Below are 17202 nucleotides of genomic sequence, written 5' to 3' on the forward strand. Positions count from 1 at the left end.
GCATCGCCTAGTGCAGTCGACCGCGACGGATCCCGGCATGGCCGAACAATTCGCCGTCAATGGCGTCACCGCCCGGACGCTGGAGATCCTGCGGGGTTTCACCGACGCGCGCGCCGTCGACGGCTCGATCGTCAGCAAGGACGGACCATTCACATACATTGCGCGGACCGTCAGTGATCAGGCGGCCACCACCTCGGTCGGCTGGCTGCACCTGCGGTTCTTCAACCGGGTGCTGAGCCTCTGGCACGACAATCACGGCCTCGCGGCGAGCGTGCGGCAGGCCGCCAGCCGGGACGGCTATGTGGACGCGATCGGGGCCGTCGACAGGTGGTTGGATGACCCGCATCCGCCCAAGGACTTCGACGGGCGCCCAGCGTTGCTGCGCGCGCTCGATCCGAGCGGGGAAAAGGGCCGTGACGAATGGCGGCTGCTGTTGGCAGGATCGCCGCGGATCTCGCAGGTACCGAGGGAGTATCTGCTTGCCGATCCTGCCGAGTTGCCGAAGTACCCTGGTGAGTTCAAGGACTACAGCGAGGACCCAGACACCTACCACCGGGCGGCCCAGGTGTTGCTGGATGCGGCCAGGGCCGCCGACGAGGACTTTGATGCCTGCGCGGAAGCGCGCCTCGCCGTCGCCCTCGACCTTGTCCGGCGCCGCCGATTCGCCAAGGTTCGCATGCTGGAGGTCGGCTGGCCCGAACTTGTGGAGCGGGTCCGGACGCCCGGCGGTCGCCGGCGGCTACGGCAGCTGGAGGCGCGGGTCCTCGGTGACACCGATACGGAGGCTTTGCCGGAGGCTTGGCAGAGCGCCGAGAGTGACGAGCGGCTGAGCGAGTTCCTGCGGATCGGCCCGTACTTCCGGACGATCTTCGACGACCAGTTCGCCCGTGTCGTCGGCGTGGTGGAGGGTAGCGCATCATTGGCCGCGTCGATGGTGACGTGGGAGCCCTATGCCGACATCGAGCTCCATCTGGAGCCACCGGATCAGACCCGCGCGGTGAAGTCGCCGAACCAGACAACTGCGGCGCGGCGGCCCAAACTGCTGCGTTGGCGAGGCATCGCCCGACTGGCTATCGGACCAGATCATCATCGCTGGCCGGTCGAGATCGACGTTGAGAAATTCCGGAGGCTGGCCGCCAGCCTACTGAACGCCTATGCGTCCGCCTACACCATCGCAGCCCGGCCATCCACGACCACCCGGGACGTCGCACCCGCGCCGAGCGCGGCTGCGACGGTGGAACAGATCGGTGAGCTTCTGTGGCACCAGACGTTCGGCGCGCAAGCCGAGGCAACATCGAAGTTCCTCACCGTCATGAACGCAGGCAAGCGAGTGCGGCTTACCATCTCCTCCGGCATGGCCGATCTGACCGGCCTGCCGTGGGAGTGCCTGCAGATTCCTGACCTCCGGATTGTGGCTGGCCTGACTGTGAAGCTTTCCGTCGTCCGGCGGGTTGGTGACGCGATCGCCGGGGATCGCTCCATCGGTACGACTCTGCGGGTCCTGGCCGTGCACTCCGAGCCACGGGGCTTGGCGCAGCTGCCCGGCGCGCGCCAGGAACTGCGCTTGCTGCGGGCGAGCTTTGCCGAGGCTGAACAGCAGGGCTGGGCGTCGTTGACGACCATCGAGGATGCCACCGAGCGGGACCTGCGGGAGAGCCTCCGCAGGGTGCGTCCGCATGTCCTGCACTACACCGGCCACAGTGGGATCATCAACGACACTGCGACGCTGATTCTTCAGGACCACCACGGTGCCCCTGCTCTGCTGACGGCCGAACAGCTCGCCGTGCAGCTGTGGGATTCCGGTGTGGTCCTGGCCGTGCTGAATGGCTGTGACACGGGCGTGGACCCTGGTGTTCCCGGCCAGGCGGCGTTCGGAGTGTGCCAGAACATAGTTCGCCAAGGCGTACCGGCCGTCGTCGCCACCATCCGTCCGGTCCTGGACAACGCCGGCTTGCGCTTCGCCCAAGAGTTCTACCAGGCGCTGATGGACGGCTACCCGCTCGAGGCCAGCGTCACCGAGGCCCGCAAGGGCATCTTCATGCAGGGCTGGGACTGGTCGGCATGGGCGTTGTTCGCCGCCGATCCCAGCGCGCTCGAACCTGTCCGCCTCCGCCGTCCGGGCGGATTGATCGTGTGACCTCACTCGCCGCAGCCGCAGCTTCCTTCTTCTCGAAACGTTGCGTTACAGGAGCTGTTTGAGCAGTCCGGAGAACTGATACAGCTCGTCAGTCTGCCGCACGGTCAACGGCTGCTCGTCGAAGTGCGCGATCTGGTTGCGGATGGTTCTGACTCGGTCGAGTTGAGCTACGAACTGGGCTTGGTCGACCCCGGTCCAGCCCAGTGTCGCCCAGTTGGTTTCGGCGAGTTGAGCCAGCCGCGCGTCCTGCTGATCGGTGGCCAGCAGCTTGACGTAGTCGCCGAACATTAGTCGCGAGAAATCGCCCGACTGGTACTTCTTACCCAAAGCTCGTACCGGATCGCCCGTCAGTTTGGGTCCGAGGCATCGCCGGATGCGGAACTCGATCTCGCCGACGAGGAAAAACGGCTGGGCGAGCTTGTGGAACCGTGCCGTGATGTCGGCACCGGTGATGATCCCGGCGAAGGTGCCGTTGTTCTCCCGTACCAGGAGGTATCCACATCGCTGAAGTTCGGGCAGGCGCGTGAAGAGTTCCTGGTGCACCTCGGCCAGCGGGAGGTCGTCTCGGATCATCGCGCTGGACAGCGTCGGCACCTCGCCCTTCTCGTAGCGAGCGGCGATCGAATCCCAAGTGATGACGCCCTTGAGGTCGGCAAGGCCGTCGATCACCGGCAGTTGCGAGTAGTTCTTCTGACGCATCGTGTGCGTTACCGTGCTGAGTAGAGCGCTGGAGTTGACCGATTCGACGCCGTTGCGGGCCGAGGGAACATCGCCGATTTTGAACGACTGTTGAGGCAGGGTGCCGGGGAGTACCTCCTCTTCGGCTTCGTCCTCAGCTTCAGTGAACAGACTCTTCGCGACGACCAGCATCTCGGTCGTGAGTCCGCACGTGGTGAACGACGGGTGGGTGTCAAGACCGGCCTCGTGCAGGGCCTCTTGGATCATCGGCACGGTCTGGTGGTTTCGTACCCGGGTCCCGAACATGGTGAGCAGGTCGGAGGTGCGCAGGGACCTGCCCTTGAGCCCGACGAGCTCCTCGCGGGTGGGGCGGCGGGAATCGGCCATGTTCATCGGTCCGACTCGGCGCGGAAGACGGTGCGCTTACCCATGGCCTCGTTGACCAGTTGGACCAAGCGGGCGGACCTGTCAGCGTAGAAGGCGTCGAAGTCGTCTTCGTGCAGTGTGGCTGGATCGATGACGTGGGTGGTGACAACGTCGTCGAACCATTCGGGCCGTGTGCCGGCTTCTCGGGCGAGCACCTTGAGGTAGCTCGACGGTGAGCCGATGAGACTCTTGCTCGCCCGGTAGGACAGCGGGGTCTTGTTCACGATCGAGTTGCCGCGGTTGTCGTCGGGGAAGTTTCGGGCGAGCCAGTGCTTCGGGAACACCTGCCGGATGGCGACGGCATGCTGGATGAGAGCGCTGGCGGTCAGCGGGCCCTCGCTGTGGTACCAGTCGACCGCTCCCTGCTTGACGAGGAGCGCATAGATTCCCTTGTAGGCCGCGCTGTTGCGGGTTGTCAGGGTGTCCAGCCGGTCGGCCAGGAATGCCGCCTCCATGATCGTGTCAGGCAGGCCAGTCCGTGTCGAAGACATCGACGATCCGTGCGATTCGCCTCTCACCGCCGCGATGAGCTGTTCAACGTCGCGGGTGAAACGACTCTCGGTGGCCCCGCCGTACATCTCGCCCAGCACGCCACACCAGTACCAGCGGGTGAGCAGTTCCCGGGTACCCGGGTCCTCTGCCTCATCGTCGAGCAGGATCGCCCGCACCGCGGCCATCGGTACGAGCTGGGTCCGGTAGGGCAGGTCGGCATGGCGCACGATCAGCTGCTCGCTGAGGAAGTCGCCGACCCATTCGAACGCGCTCGCGACCCGGGGCGCGATCCTGATGAAGTCCTCCAGCGGCAGGTTCAGAAGATCGCGCCGCTTGCAGGAAACCGCCATGGACGGTCTCTCCCGCTTGCGTTCCCAGGTGCTGACGAGTGTGACCGCTTGCAGGAAGTCGCTGCTGCTCAGCCCGTCGTCGACGCCCTGCTCGGTGCGCCCGAACACCGGATAGGAGGTGGTCAAGCCCTTCTTGATGTCGTGCCAGGCGTCCGGCAGTCGGTAGTAGTCGCCGTGGGTCAGCTCGTACTCGCTGTCGCCGGCGTAGGTGGCGGTCAACAGTTCGAACACGTTCAGCGGAACACCGCCGGTGTTCACCCGTTCGAACACGGAGCACACCGCGTCCTTGGTAGTCGAGGCGGCTAGTTTGATCATCGGGATCTGGAAGGACCGAACGTTGTGCAGGATTCCGTGCTCGAACTTGGCCCAGAGGTCCCAGTTGGCCTCGTCCAGCAGGACGAACTCGCGTTGCCAGGCGGTGACCTTGTTACTGTCGAAGACGATGCTCAGGGGGAAATGCCTCGCCTGGCATTCCAGCGTTCGGCTGCTGAGATCGAGTTGCACCCGGCGGGCGAAGTCCGAACGCAGGACCCGATCCCTGGGCACGGACACGATGGCCTCGTCGCGGTCCGTGGATGAGCCGACGGCTTTGACGATGTCGACGTAGTACCAGCGCTCAAGTTCTCGACCGCGCTCGTCGGTGGTCCGTACCGGCTGGTTCAGGTGCAGAGCCTGGTACAGAGAGGTGAGCCGCTGCTGACCGTCCAGCAGCAAGAGGTCAGGCGCGGTGGACCGGCCGGACTCCGCACCGGTGAGCGTGCGCGGCCGGAACGGCTTCTTGCCACCGGTTTCGAGAGTCATGACGACGCCGAGCGGATAGTCGAGGGTGACCGTCGCGATCAACTCCCGGATGCGCTGGTCGTCCCACTTCCACTCACGCTGGAAGTCCGGAAGCTGAAGCAATCCCGACCCGATATCCGCCAACACCGTCTGCAACTTCGGACTATCAAGAGCCACCGAGCGTTCCCCCTGGCAATCATCTGGTGAGCAGCCATCGAACGTATCGATGCCCGCCACCACGTGTCAATGCCGTAATTCCATAGTGGAGGATTGATCATCAGAGCTTACCGTCAGCCCCGCCAGGGACGCCGAGATGAAAGGGCTGCGGTTTCCATGCCAGAAGACCGCGAGGTCATCGCGGGCACGGGTGGCTGCGACGAACAGGCGTGAGCGGTCCCGGGCGCGTTCCTGCTGGTAGCGCTTGGCGTCGGTGTCCCGGAACCGGTCGATCGCACGCCGTGGGACGAGGCCATCGCTGGCACCGGCGATGATGACGCGCTGGTATTCGAGGCCTTTGAAGCGGTGCATGGTGCCCACGTGGACGCCGTCTGGTCGTGCCGGGCCGTCCGGGCCGATCTCCACGGCTTGGATGCCGTCGTCGGTGAGCCACTGAATCACCTCGGCGACATACTCCTTGGTCGGGACGCAGACAGCGGCGGACCCGTCGGACGTGTTGGTCCAGGCTCGGAGCTGCCCGATGATCAAGCCGCGTTCCTGGCCCCAGGTCGGCGCTCCCCGGAAGATCGGCGGCGCCCCGTGGAGCAGGGAGCGGTAGCCGTTGAGGGTGTCGGTGCCACCGTCCAGGTCGTCGTAGGTCTCCCCGGTGAGCAGTTGGGTCGCGGCTTTCAGGATCTCCCGGGTGGTGCGGTAGCTGATCGTGAGCCTGGAGGACCTGCGGCCCCGGATGTTGATGCCGACGGTGGAAAGCGCGACCTGGTTATCGTAGAGGCGTTGGTGGGTGTCGCCGACGATGAACATGTCGTCGGGGCCGACGGGGGTCATGGCGCGTAGTAGTCGCCAGTGGGTGGGGCTGAGGTCCTGGGCCTCGTCCACGACGATGTGCTGGTAGCGGTAGCGCAGGGTCTGCCCGGTCGCTGAGGACTCGTCGTTGTTGGCTTCGAGGATGCGGGTTTCCCGGTCGAGTTCGAGGCGGGCGGCGCGGGCGGCGATCTGGCGCCAGGTCCAGATGCCTTCGCTGTCGAGTTGCTTGGTGAAGCGCTCGGTGAGTTGCCAGATGGCGTCCCGCTGTTCTCGGGTGATCGATTTGCCGCGGCCGACACGTCGCGCGCGGAAGTATTCGTCGCGGGTGGTCGCGGCTTGGCCGAGGACGACGTGTGCCCACTCCGCGTTGAGGAATTCGGCGTCGAAGCGACGCTCACCGAGTTCGAGGAGGAAGGCGTTCCAGCGTTTCAGGGCCTCGGCCTCGTTGATGACGCGGCGTTTGGTGTCGGTGCCGGCCTCGTTGACGATGCGGTTCGCGAGTTTGTCGATGTTCACGATGTCGACGCGGGCGCTGAGTTCGGCGCCGGCTAGGTCGAGCAGACGGGATCGGAGATCGGCGGCGAGGTTGCGGTTGAAGGTGGTCAGCAGGATGGGCTTGTCCTTGCCGGCTTTGAGACGTTCGGCGAGGTACCTGACGCGGTGCAGGGCGACGATGGTCTTGCCGGTGCCGGGGCCACCGCTGACCCGGGCCGATCCCGGGTAGGGATGGTCGACAACCTTACGTTGGGTGGGGTGCAGGAAGACCTGCCAGCGGGCGAAGGATTCGGCCAGGATCGCCTGTAGCGCGGAGTCGTCGGTGGTGACCTGGGTGGCGGGGCTCGCCGAGGCGGCCGCCCAGTCCTCGGTGTCGACGGGTTCGTCGGCCTTGACCGGGGTGGTGACGAGATCCAGCACCTCGTCGAACGTCTTGCCATCGTTCAGGGCGAGGAGGACATCGGCCGTCAGCGCCGGAACACAGTCGACGAAGCGGAGCAGGTCGTCGTCGGTGAGCAGCCGGCGGATGCTGGGGAGCAGGGGTTCTGCCACGCCGAGGTCGGTGAGTTGTTGGTCGGTGTGCGAATCGAAAAGCGTGGGAATCTCTGCGGTCTTGGGAGGAACGGCCGTCGGGTCGTCAGCGGGCAGGAGACGGCCGACGATGCTGTTCCCGACTGCGGCGAGGTCGATGACCTCGATTCCTCCGGTGACCCGGTTGATCTGGTACGAGTACCGGTCGAGATCGTCATAGACGTCGCTGCGGTGCCGGACGGACACGAGCAGGAAGTGCTGGTCGCCGACGTTGAGCAGGATGGCCCGGTAGGCGTCGGTGACTCGGGCGGAGTACAGCCGTGAGCCCTTGAGCTGCTTGAGCCAGAAGCCACGCGCATTCGGGTTCTGCCGAAACTTGCTCTGAAAGTTGTAGACCGCGCCGGCATCGGCCCGGGACAGAGCCAGGATCTCCTTGTCGGCTCGATCCAGGATCTGCAGGATGACCGGGCCTCGACTGGTTGCGGTCATTCTTCTCCTCCGTTGACCAGGGCGGCGAGCTCGTCGACATCCCACTCTTTCGCCGGGCGGGCATGCCATCCTTCGGCGGCGAAGGCGGCGTCGCGGTCCTGCTCCTCGATTTCCGCCGCCGGGCCGTGCAGCCGCTGGACGACGGCGATTCGCAGCCTGGGCCAGGCGAAGTCAGCCTGCCACCCGGCATCGTTGAGTTCGTATCCACCGACGGGTGCCGGGACGTGCCGTTGGATCAGGCCGCGCAGCAGGCTTTCGACACCGGATTCCTCCAGGTCAGCCAACTCGATGACACGCTGCCAGGCTGAGTCGGGTTCGTCGCTGGATGCGGTTGCGGCGGACGTTGGTTCGGCGCTGCGGCCGAGCCAGGTAGCGGTCTCGTCGTCCAGCAGCTCGGGACGGTGTGCTGCGATGAAACCGGTGCCTTCGGCCGCGTACAGCAGCGTCGGGTCGAACGTGCCGAGGATGCTCTTCGCCAGTTGTGCGGCGTCGCCGTCGCCATCGGCGAGGAACTGGATGATGTTGCCCCACCAGAGCCAGGCCGCCCACCGGCGCTTGTGCTGCGCGTCCGCGCTCAACGTGGCCGGGCGGTCGTCGACGACCGTGAAAGCGGACCAGACCGGACGCCGGGGATCGGCCCGTTGGTCGAGGATCAGCACGAGCGGGCAGCCGTTGGCGTCGCTGGCACGGGCAATGACGATTCGGCCGCCAGCAACCGCAGCGGGCAACGGCTGGCCGTGGACTGCTGCGTTGACTCTGGCCGTCACACCGGTGGAGTCGGTGGTGACGCGCTCGTTGTCGGGCTGACGGAGCAGGCCGGCCAGGGTTGCTTCGGCGCGGAAGCGCCACAGGTCGCGGTCCGGGTCACGCAGGAATTGCAGGAGCAGGTGGATCGGGTTGCCCCAGACGAGATCGTTGAGTTGCTGCGGGTCGTTGCCGGTCCGCTGGCGATACAGGTCGCGGGCAGCCTGTTGAGCGAGGCCCTGGTACGGCGGCCATACCGGGTCGTGACGGACGTCGGTGTTGCGCCAGGACTGGACGTCGTCCCAGGTCAAGGCGAAGACGTGTAGATCGTGAGCGCGAAGCCTGGTGCGTTTGATGGTGTCGTCGGCCAGCCGGTTCACGCCGGGCGGCGGGCTGGCGTGGTACTGGTAGCCGTCGAGGTAGACGGCTACCTCCTGCGCGGCGGCGTCGAGGCGTTTGAAGTGCACGTCCGGGCGGGTGCCGGTGATGGTGTTCTGCAGCTTCATCCGCCAGTGCACCACGCGGCCGTCGGGTGCTTCCAGGAGAAGGTCGGCGAAACGCGCGCCGTCGGTGTCGGCGCGCCGGGTCAGCCGTACGGTCGGGTCCTGATCGGCCCATGCGAGGAGCTTGTGCAGGAACTTGCGTTCCAGCTCGCTCTCGACCAGCGGTGTCAGTGAGATCTCGTCAGCGGGTCCCACATCGGTGGAGATCTGCCAGTCGTCGAGGAGTTGGCGCAGGATCTCCAGCGCCTCGTCACGGCTCATCAGCGGGAACTCCTCGTCGCGGGCGAACCGCAGCAGGCAGCGGTGGCACGCCTTGCGGCCCTCCCGATTGCACTCACACGTCGTGATCGCCTCGACGGCCGTCTCCAGTACCTGCTTGAACTCTTCATCGGCCGACAGGCGGTGCAGGTAGCCGGTTCCCGAGGGCTGGGTGTCGTAGACGACCAGGAACTGGCGGACGTTGTCGCTGTCACGGTCGGCCATCGGCGCTCGGACCACCCGAAGATGGTCGGGCTCACCGCCGTACTTGACGGTGATGCCCAGCATGAGCGCCGCTGCGAAGGAGACGACGCGCTCGTCGACGAGCGCCGTCGCGGCGGGGATCAGGATCCGCAGCGCCTCGGTCTCCAACTCGTGCACCAGCAGCAGTGGCGTGTGTTTGGCCGTGTTGGGCGATCGGCGGTGCCGACACCAGGGCTGGTGGTGTTCGGTGCCCGGCACGTTGCCGGTCGGCGCGAGGCCGGCACCGGAAACGGGATCGGAACCGGGGAGGTTCGTAGCCGTGGGCGGCGGGCCGTCCGCGGTGGCCCCTCCACAATCCATACAGACGTAAAAGGGATTGAGCCGTACGGACGAACCGGCGAAGGCGTCGGTGGCCGGTCGGTCGAAACGGGCCGCACCCAGGTTGAACTCCCGGATCTTCGCGTGCCTGGTGTAGTCGACACCGAAGGTGACCTTCTTGTGCCTCCACGGATTCTCGACGGTGGGGATGTCCACCGCGAAGGTCGTGGTGTAGCGACGCTGGGTTCTTTCGTCGGTGTCGTCTCGAATTCGGGCTTCCTCCCGGCGGTCCCGGGAACGTACGACGGTCGGGCGCAGAACGTAGTGCAGGCAGCCGGCGTCCGCGATGGCCGGCGTCTTGCAGCGTAGGCAGGCGCTGGTGTCGGCCACGGCGTTACTCGTGCGGACATGGCCGCAGGACGGGCAGATCCGCCATCGCTCGTACAGCGGCCGATCTGGTCGGCCGATCTCCAGGCCGTCGATGGTGTGGCGGTATCCGCGGACGTAGTAGGTGTTGCCCGGTGCCAATTCGACCAGCGCGGTGCGCGCCGGCCGCGAGTATTCGCGCAGTTCACCGCCGTAACGGCGGTCTCCGTCCTCGGTCGAGTTCTCCCAGGTGAGAGTGGCGTCCAGGAGGGTGCGCGAGTCGATCAGCGAGTAGTTCGGCAGCAAGCCGAATTCGACCATCGTGGCGTGCGCACTCGCGCTGCCGATGTCGCCGAGCCGGTCACCGACCGCCTTTCGCTCGGCCTTCAGCGCTCTCAATTCCCGCGCCTGGGACGGATCTGAGGCGATGAGGCCGGCCATCGCGGCGTTGATGGCATCCTTGCGCTGGCGCAAACCGTCGATGCGGTCCTCCCAGCTCAGCACGAACTCGGCGACCGCAGCGGCGATCCCGTCAGTGGCGAAAGATCTCAACTCGCCGGCGGCGCTTTCGTTCACGGCTCCGGCAAAGAGATCCAGGAAGTCGGTGACCAGGCGCTCGCCTTCGGCGATCGCAGTGGTCACCAGATCGTTGAGCCAACCGGTGTCGCCGAACAACGCGGAGGCGCGCCGCGGCATCGGTGCGGCATCGGTGAGTCGGTCCCGAGCGGCGAGGTCGATCAGATATGCCAGGTACTGTCGACGCAAGATGGCGACGGCGGACAGGTAGCAGCCGGGCGGTCGGATCTGACCGGCGATCATGTCGCGCGGCTCGTTCAGGTAGTAGCGGTCCCGTTCGCGCCGCCCGACGAAGGTCAGCACCAGCGAGTTGCCGCTGGTGCGCCCCGCCCGGCCGGCGCGCTGCACGTAGTTGGCCGGGCCGCGAGGCAACGAGCCGAGAATCACGGCGGACAGGTCGCCGATGTTGATCCCGAGCTCCAGTGTCGGGGTGCAGGCGAGCACGTTCGGGTCGTCATATCGCCTCTTCTCCCGGCGGAATGCCTCCTCGACGCTTTCACGCTGGGCTCGGGTGAGCATGCCGGTGTGCTCGGCGGTCACCACACGGAAGACCCCGCCGTCGAGGTAGAGACGCCGGTAGTAGTCACCAGCCGCATTCGCATCATGCGCTGCGACGAAATGTCCACCGCACCGGTACCGCAGGCACCGTTGCCCGACCCAGTCGGATATCCGTGCGGGCGGTACGGTCTGCTCCCACGCACATGAGTCGCAGCGCACTCCGGACTCGGCAGCATCAGCATCGCTGAGCCGGATCAGGTTCATGTGCCCCGGCTGCAAACCGTAGACGACCGTTGAACTGTCGACGGTCGTCCGTGCCGCCAGCACCCCTTCCCGCGCCAGCACGACCAGCAGTTGCTGCAGATAGCGACCGGCCTCAGCGCGGGACAGGCCCAGACACCGCATCACCCAGTCTTCGTACCAGTTGTGCGCTGCGGAGAGCACATCGAACTCGCTACGGCCCTTCGGCGCGGTCATCGCGAACGCCGGCGCTGCCTGGCCGAACGGGAAGGCGGGCATCCCGTCCGGCCGACCACGCCACACCTGCCAGCGGCGACCGCCTTGGTGTATGTACGGCTCCAGCCAGGTGTGCCGGACACCGCCCCGGATCCGCAATCGCTCCAGCAAGCCGCGAACCATGGTGACGAACACCGCGTCGTCGGGCAGCGAGTCCAAGGTGAGCTGTGGACCGTCCAACAGCACGTCCCGGCACAGCGCCACGACCTTAGGTAGATCGTCGATCACGACCTCGACGGCGGCGGTACGAGTCAACTCCAGCGTCCGGCCCTGCCGTGACCGCAGCCCGACCTCCATCACCGTGGCGAACGCCAACCGTTCCCCGATCAGCCGCCAGGTGTCCCGGTCTGCCATGCCGCCGGAAAGCAGCGCGTCGACCCCCGGATCGTCGTGAAGGTCGGGCGGCACGACCGCGGCCAGCGTCGCCGGGGCGCTGGCCGCCCGGATCACATCAGCCATGACGTCGTTGAGGCGCGCCGGAACACCCGGGGCCAACTGGTCGACCAACAAGGCCCGTAGCGAGAACTTGTACGACCGGTTAGCGACGAAGCCCGCCCGGTGTGCGGCATCCTGCACCGAATCGTTGAACAGCAGAGTCTTGCGCTCGTTGTCGACGAGTTCGCCGCCCGTGAACAGTTGCGTCACAGCGACCGAGGCGAGACTCGCCAGGCCCGCGCCGAGGAACCGAATGCCATCGTTGAGTCCGCACGCCGGGCATCGGTCGGTCTCGGCGTCCCGGTCCCGGTACAGGTCGCCGAGGACCACCACGCCGCCGTCGGCCACGGCTAACCGATCGACCGCAGGATTGAACGGGCGAATCCGGATGCCCGACGCTTCGAGAACCAGGAGCCCTTCACCGGAGCCGCCCTGGATCTCTTCGCCGGTTGCGGCGATCAGCGATCGTACCCGGCGTTTGTCCCGTCCGATACTGGCGCGGTAGATCTTCTCCGGATCACCGATCAGTTCCTCGGGATCGCGCTCTGGCGAGATCGCCGACCAGCCCGATCGACCGCAGTGCCGGCAGTAGATCGCCGGCAGCAACGAGTACCGCCGGTCCGCGACCACCGAGTCGGCGTCCGAGGTCTCGTCCTCCGTGCCCCGAGGGAGTTCACCGGACCACCCGAACGCGGGCCTGGTGGCAACCGCCCGCAGCAGCCGGGAAACCACTCGAACCCACATGTGCGTCTCGACCGCCAGCAGCGGCAGATCGGGTGCCTCGGGCCGCCGCGCCATCGACAGCAACGCCACGAACCGGGCCAGCGCGGTCGCCGCCACTTCCGGCTCCACCCGGAACGCGCGGCCCCACGAGTACGCGCCTTCCCGTGGCACCAATTCCAGGATCTCTGCGAACGTCTGCGGCCGGTCGCCCAGCACGCGCAGTACCGCCTGGGTCAGGATGTGCTTCCGCAAACCCGCGCCCAGCTTGACCGGCGTCAGGTCGTCGGTTCCGAGCACCGCCAGCGCGATCGCTCGCATCGCCGCCGGATCCCGCGACGGATCCGGGAACGCCGCGAGTTCCGCCGGTTCCGGGAGCGGGAACCCGAAGTCGATCTCCTTCAGGATGTCGTCCGCGGCAGCCCGAGACTCGCCGATCACCGCTTCCTCGTCGAAGTCAGTGCCGAACACCTGCGCGGCGACGTCACGCAGCTTCTGAGTCACGTCGCCCGCTCCACCGTTTCCCAGCGTCGCCGACGTGGCTACCAGGCAGATGTCCCCCAACGGCTGTCCCGGCCGAGCCTGCCCCGTCACCGCGGCCAGCCTCCGCAGCAGCATGGCGACGTCGGTGCCCTGGGCGCCGTCGTAGGTGTGGAATTCATCGAGCACTACGAAGGCCAGGCCAGCGTCCTCCCACAACTTCTTGTCCTCGGAGCGCTGCAGCAGCAGGTCGAGCATCTTGTAGTTCGTGATGAGGATGTCGGGCGGGTTGTCGCGGATCTCCTGTCGGCTGGTCATGACCGGTGTCTGGGACAGTTCGGCGACATCGCCGATGTACAGCCCGGCGGTCACCGCGGCCAGGGCTGGCTCCTCGGCGAGGAGCTTCTTCAGCCGCAGGGTCTGGTCGGTGGCGAGGGCATTCATCGGGTAGAGCAGGACGGCTTTGACCCCGGCCCGCCCGTCCTGGCGGGCTCGTCGGCAGTGGTCCAGGATCGGATACAGGAACGACTCGGTCTTGCCCGACCCGGTGCCGGTGGTGACCAGGGTGGGGCGGGCGGGGCCGGCAACCGTGCTCAGCCGGGCGAATGCCTTGGCTTGATGCTCGTAGGGCGAGAATCCTGCCGGAAGCCATTCGAACGGCGGCCGCCACCTCTTGCCGACCTTCCGGAACGGCATCCGCACCCGCAGGTACGGGCCTCGGAAGATGCCCTGCTCGGGATGGTTGAGGAACCCGGCGAGCGCCTCCCGGACCCCGGTGTCCGCGAGCGCGAACGTGGTCGTCAGGTACTGCGTCAGCGTATGCCGAAGACTCTCAGCAGCCAGCGTCGGCCTCACGGCCGCCACCCCCTATCCTTCGCCGCCTGAAGCCGCGCGCTGAACACCGCGTGCGCCTGACGCATCTCCTTCGGTCGATCCGCCTTAACAAACGGTGCCGAGTATCCCTCTGGAGCCGCAACGCCTACAGGATCGTCTAGGTGTGCGTCGAGTCGCACAAAGTGTTCTTTCTGCTGGCCAATCCCGAAGGCATAGGGATCCGCCGCGAGCCTTCGTCCTGCACTGTCGAAGTACATCCCGGCCTCACGGTCCAGCAAGATCGGGAACCGAGAGCGGTAGATCGCCAGAAGCTCGTCGATGTCGATTCCCAACCAGACGGATACCAGGGCATCGATCTCCACCAGCGCTGCACGGCGCTCTTGTTCAGTTCGGAGGGGCGTCGAGCTTGACCAGTGCTGCTCGACCCGACCAAGGGCCTCGAGGCCAGCTGGCTGCGATGCCCAGGCGTCCTCGATCCAGCTTCCATCAAACAGCTCCTGCCAAAGATCGGCGTACGCCTCAGTAAGACAGTTCAGTCGCAACACGCGTAGCAACAAGGACTCCGCGAGTGGGTGGTCCTCAGCGGGCGCAGGCATCGCTTTAGCCTCAGCGACCTGCAGGTGCGACCGCCCTGTGATCCGGAGCAGATAGTCGATCGGAAGGCTCGCCCAGAACCCAGCGTTCAACACGGTGAGGCGCGAGGTGGATAGCACGAGTGAGTGCACAGCGTGCACATGAGACGGGCCGGGCGGCAGAAGTGCTGCGAACAACGAACGTTCAGTATTAAAGGCAATCATGCTGCGCCACGTCAACCGATAAAAGTCCACATGACGCACGCCGTTTCGATGATCTTGACCGCCACGACTGAGGATTTCTTCACCTGTTAGCGCATAGTTTGCCCCCGGTAAAAACTGACTACTAAGTTCGCGGAGATCGAGCTGATTCCAGTCGTTATTGCTGCGGTATGGAACTCGGGGCTGCTTGGCGAATGGCGTCGCAATTCCGAAGTGTGGACCCTGTATCACCAAGTGCTCCAACGACTCCGGAGTTCCTTGCTGCCAGCGAATCAAGCCGTCCCTCTTTGCGCCGGACTCATGATATCCGCTGCTAATCCAGGGGTCGTCTTCAGCAAGCCGCCTCTTGACATTGGCCAACGCCTCAATGGCCTTTTCTTCGTACAACGTTACCGGTTGCAGCAGGCTCGCCTGCTCGGGATCTCCCGTTCCAGCAACCAATCGCTGCCACACTGTCAAGGTGCCGTGATCAACGTTGATTACGCGGGCACGGTGCGCTCGAAGATCCCACCCTCCTCGATACCGCTGTCCAGGGATCGAGCCCTCGCCTGAGTGGTCTAGGGAATCGACAAGAACCTGAGCGCCGTACATTTGGCTGAGATGCCTGAAATCAATTCTTTGCGGAGAGCCGTATACGTGTACTCCGAATTCAACGTTACGACTTGCGTCATCGAACGCCCAATTTCCGACATTGATGAAACCCCCGTGGACCCGGAGTCGGTGATAGGCGGCCCTTCGGAGGCGCGCTTCTCGAACGCCTCCGAAGTGTGTGTCCGGATGAACTAGCCCAATTGCCCCACCCTCGCGCTGATGACTCCAAACCCGACACATGAAGCCTCGGTAGAGGTCTGGCTGGGTACCTTCGACAAGCGGAAAGGTACTCGGGTGCCCCAAGAATGCAACTATGCCACTGCTGTCGGATAGCTCGCGGAGGTAGTAGTTACGGCTTGAGGGAGAATCCAGGAGTGCCGTCTTGCGTTCACTCCAATCCTGCACCGACGGTTTATCCGCCAAACGGAACCACGGCTCCCTCTCGGCAAGCACAAGGTCCTCTCGCCATTGCGGGCGCACCCACGGCGGGTTGCCGACCTGCAGGTCGAAGCCGCCATCGGCGAAGACTTGGGCGAACTGCAACTCCCAGTGGAAGAAGCCCTGGCCGGCAGCGATCTCCTCGACGACGCGGGCCCACGGGAACCGCTCGGCAACGCGGGTAGGCGTCTCCATCCCGGTCCACCGGAGCAATTCGTCCTCGTACTCCTCAAGGGTTTCGAGGTTGTCGAAGGTGGCGACGAACGAGTCCTCCGGGACGTCGTGGGTGCCGAGCAGGGCTTCGCAGAAGTCAAGCCAGTCGTCCAGGCGCGCGAGGGGCACCTTGCGGGCGAGCCGTAGGGTGATTCGCTCCTCGCTAAACCGCAATTTCTGCGGCCTACTCGGGGCAGGGAGTGTGAGCTGCTCGGGCAGTCCGAGTTCGGCGAGACCGAACAGGGCGCCGTCTGCCCACACGTCGACGAGAGGTGCCTCTTCCGGAACGAGCCGCTCTTCGATCCTGGATCGGATGTCGCCGCCTGCCCGTATTCGGGAGCGGTGCCGTCGAGGAGATTTGCGTGTTCCAGAGGCCAAAACCAGAGGGCGCACCAAGCGTCCATCAGGGTCTTGAGTCGCCAGTACGGCGCGCCGACGGCTTCGAGCGCGGCGAGGATCTCCTCGCGCGGGGCAGAATCGTCCGCATCAGGCAGGCCGGTCGCGCCCCAGACGTCGATGTGACGGCGGATCTTGTCCTCGGACAGTTTGATGCGCTGGCGGACCAGATCCCAGAACATCTCGACTCGTCCAGCGAGCCCCTCCAAACGCCGGAGATGGGATGCCGACTTTTTGGTGTCCGGATGCAGGATGCCCTTGCGCCAGTCACGAAGCCGCGCGGCATCTTCGGGGGCCCAGGCGCGAGCCTCCTTCTCCTTGGACACGGTTCCCCAGCCGTCGGCGGGGAGAAGGAAGTGATGGAGTTCCCCCGCTGGCAGATCGCCGTCGCGTAGCGGCCGATCCTGTGGTGCGGTGTTGAGCCAGGCGCGCTTGGTCAGTGCCTTCTTCGGGTACGTGCGACGGCCGGCGCCGATGAGGGAGTTGCCGTGGCGGAGATGGAGGCCGAACCAAGGAGCGCGGAGCCCGCGGTGCATCACGTTGAGCCAGATCGACACTTCGGCCAGCTCGACCGCCGTCTCATTGAGATCGACGCCGTAGCAGTTGTGCAGCGCGATGTACGCCTTCACATTCTGCAACTCGGCGGCGTACTGCTCCGGGTCGAGGGTTCGCTCTTCCCGCTCCTGCGCCCGTCGAAGGTACTCGGCGGCGACCTGATTGATCGCCTCGTTGAGGAACGCGCCGGAGCCGAGGGCCGGCTCGCAGATGGTCCAGGTGAGGACGTCCTCAGGACGTTGCGGCGGGTTTTCCTCGACGAGTTGCCTGAGCGCCAGCTTCACCGTGACCTCGGTCAACGAGGGCGGCGTGTAATAGGAGGCGCTGGTCTGCCGGTCACGGCCGGCGAGCCGGTAGACGAAGTTGCCGACCGGGTAATACACGCGATCGCGGCGGCCCTCCTC

Annotated in this window: 6 protein-coding genes and 1 pseudogene; 1 reads left to right on the forward strand and 6 read right to left on the reverse strand. The window is 65.7% G+C overall.

Annotated features, from left to right (window positions below; translation table 11 throughout):
• Positions 1 to 37: 37 nt before the first annotated feature.
• Positions 38 to 2137 carry a CHAT domain-containing protein gene (locus BLU81_RS12525; RefSeq protein WP_157751516.1) on the forward strand — a complete coding sequence of 700 codons (2100 nt, stop codon included), beginning with the start codon at positions 38 to 40 and terminating at the stop codon, positions 2135 to 2137.
• Between the two features lie 45 nt (positions 2138 to 2182).
• Here BLU81_RS12525 and BLU81_RS12530 read toward each other — a convergent pair whose 3' ends face one another.
• The 6 genes and pseudogenes from BLU81_RS12530 to BLU81_RS52055 all read right to left on the reverse strand — a co-directional run.
• Positions 2183 to 3202, reverse strand: coding sequence for a CBS domain-containing protein (locus BLU81_RS12530; RefSeq protein WP_092544506.1), 1020 nt, complete (start codon positions 3200 to 3202; stop codon positions 2183 to 2185).
• A 2-nt stretch (positions 3203 to 3204) separates the two neighbouring features.
• A complete protein-coding gene (locus BLU81_RS12535) occupies positions 3205 to 5103 on the reverse strand; it encodes a GmrSD restriction endonuclease domain-containing protein (protein WP_331717480.1) in 1899 nt (632 codons plus the stop codon).
• 3 nt (positions 5104 to 5106) lie between these two features.
• A complete protein-coding gene (locus BLU81_RS12540) occupies positions 5107 to 7359 on the reverse strand; it encodes a UvrD-helicase domain-containing protein (RefSeq protein WP_092544510.1) in 2253 nt (750 codons plus the stop codon).
• Positions 7356 to 13841: a DEAD/DEAH box helicase gene (locus tag BLU81_RS12545; protein WP_231954461.1), complete on the reverse strand. Its 6486-nt coding sequence runs from the start codon at positions 13839 to 13841 to the stop codon at positions 7356 to 7358. The genes BLU81_RS12540 and BLU81_RS12545 overlap by 4 nt, the downstream gene beginning before the upstream one ends.
• A complete protein-coding gene (locus tag BLU81_RS49600) occupies positions 13829 to 15058 on the reverse strand; it encodes a hypothetical protein (protein WP_197686207.1) in 1230 nt (409 codons plus the stop codon). The genes BLU81_RS12545 and BLU81_RS49600 overlap by 13 nt, the downstream gene beginning before the upstream one ends.
• 660 nt (positions 15059 to 15718) lie before the next feature.
• Positions 15719 to 15829: pseudogene (locus BLU81_RS52055) on the reverse strand (hypothetical protein); the annotation flags it as partial.
• Positions 15830 to 17202: the final 1373 nt, after the last annotated feature.

This window comes from Actinoplanes derwentensis (assembly GCF_900104725.1).
GTDB classification, from domain to species: Bacteria; Actinomycetota; Actinomycetes; order Mycobacteriales; family Micromonosporaceae; genus Actinoplanes; species Actinoplanes derwentensis.

What these genes read in the sequence shown, in the direction of transcription:
- BLU81_RS12525 (WP_157751516.1), top strand. Translation starts at nt 38, where the DNA reads ATGGCCGAACAATTCGCCGTCAATGGCGTCACCGCCCGGACGCTGGAG.
- BLU81_RS12530 (WP_092544506.1), bottom strand. Translation starts at nt 3,202, where the DNA reads ATGGCCGATTCCCGCCGCCCCACCCGCGAGGAGCTCGTCGGGCTCAAG.
- BLU81_RS12540 (WP_092544510.1), bottom strand. Translation starts at nt 7,359, where the DNA reads ATGACCGCAACCAGTCGAGGCCCGGTCATCCTGCAGATCCTGGATCGA.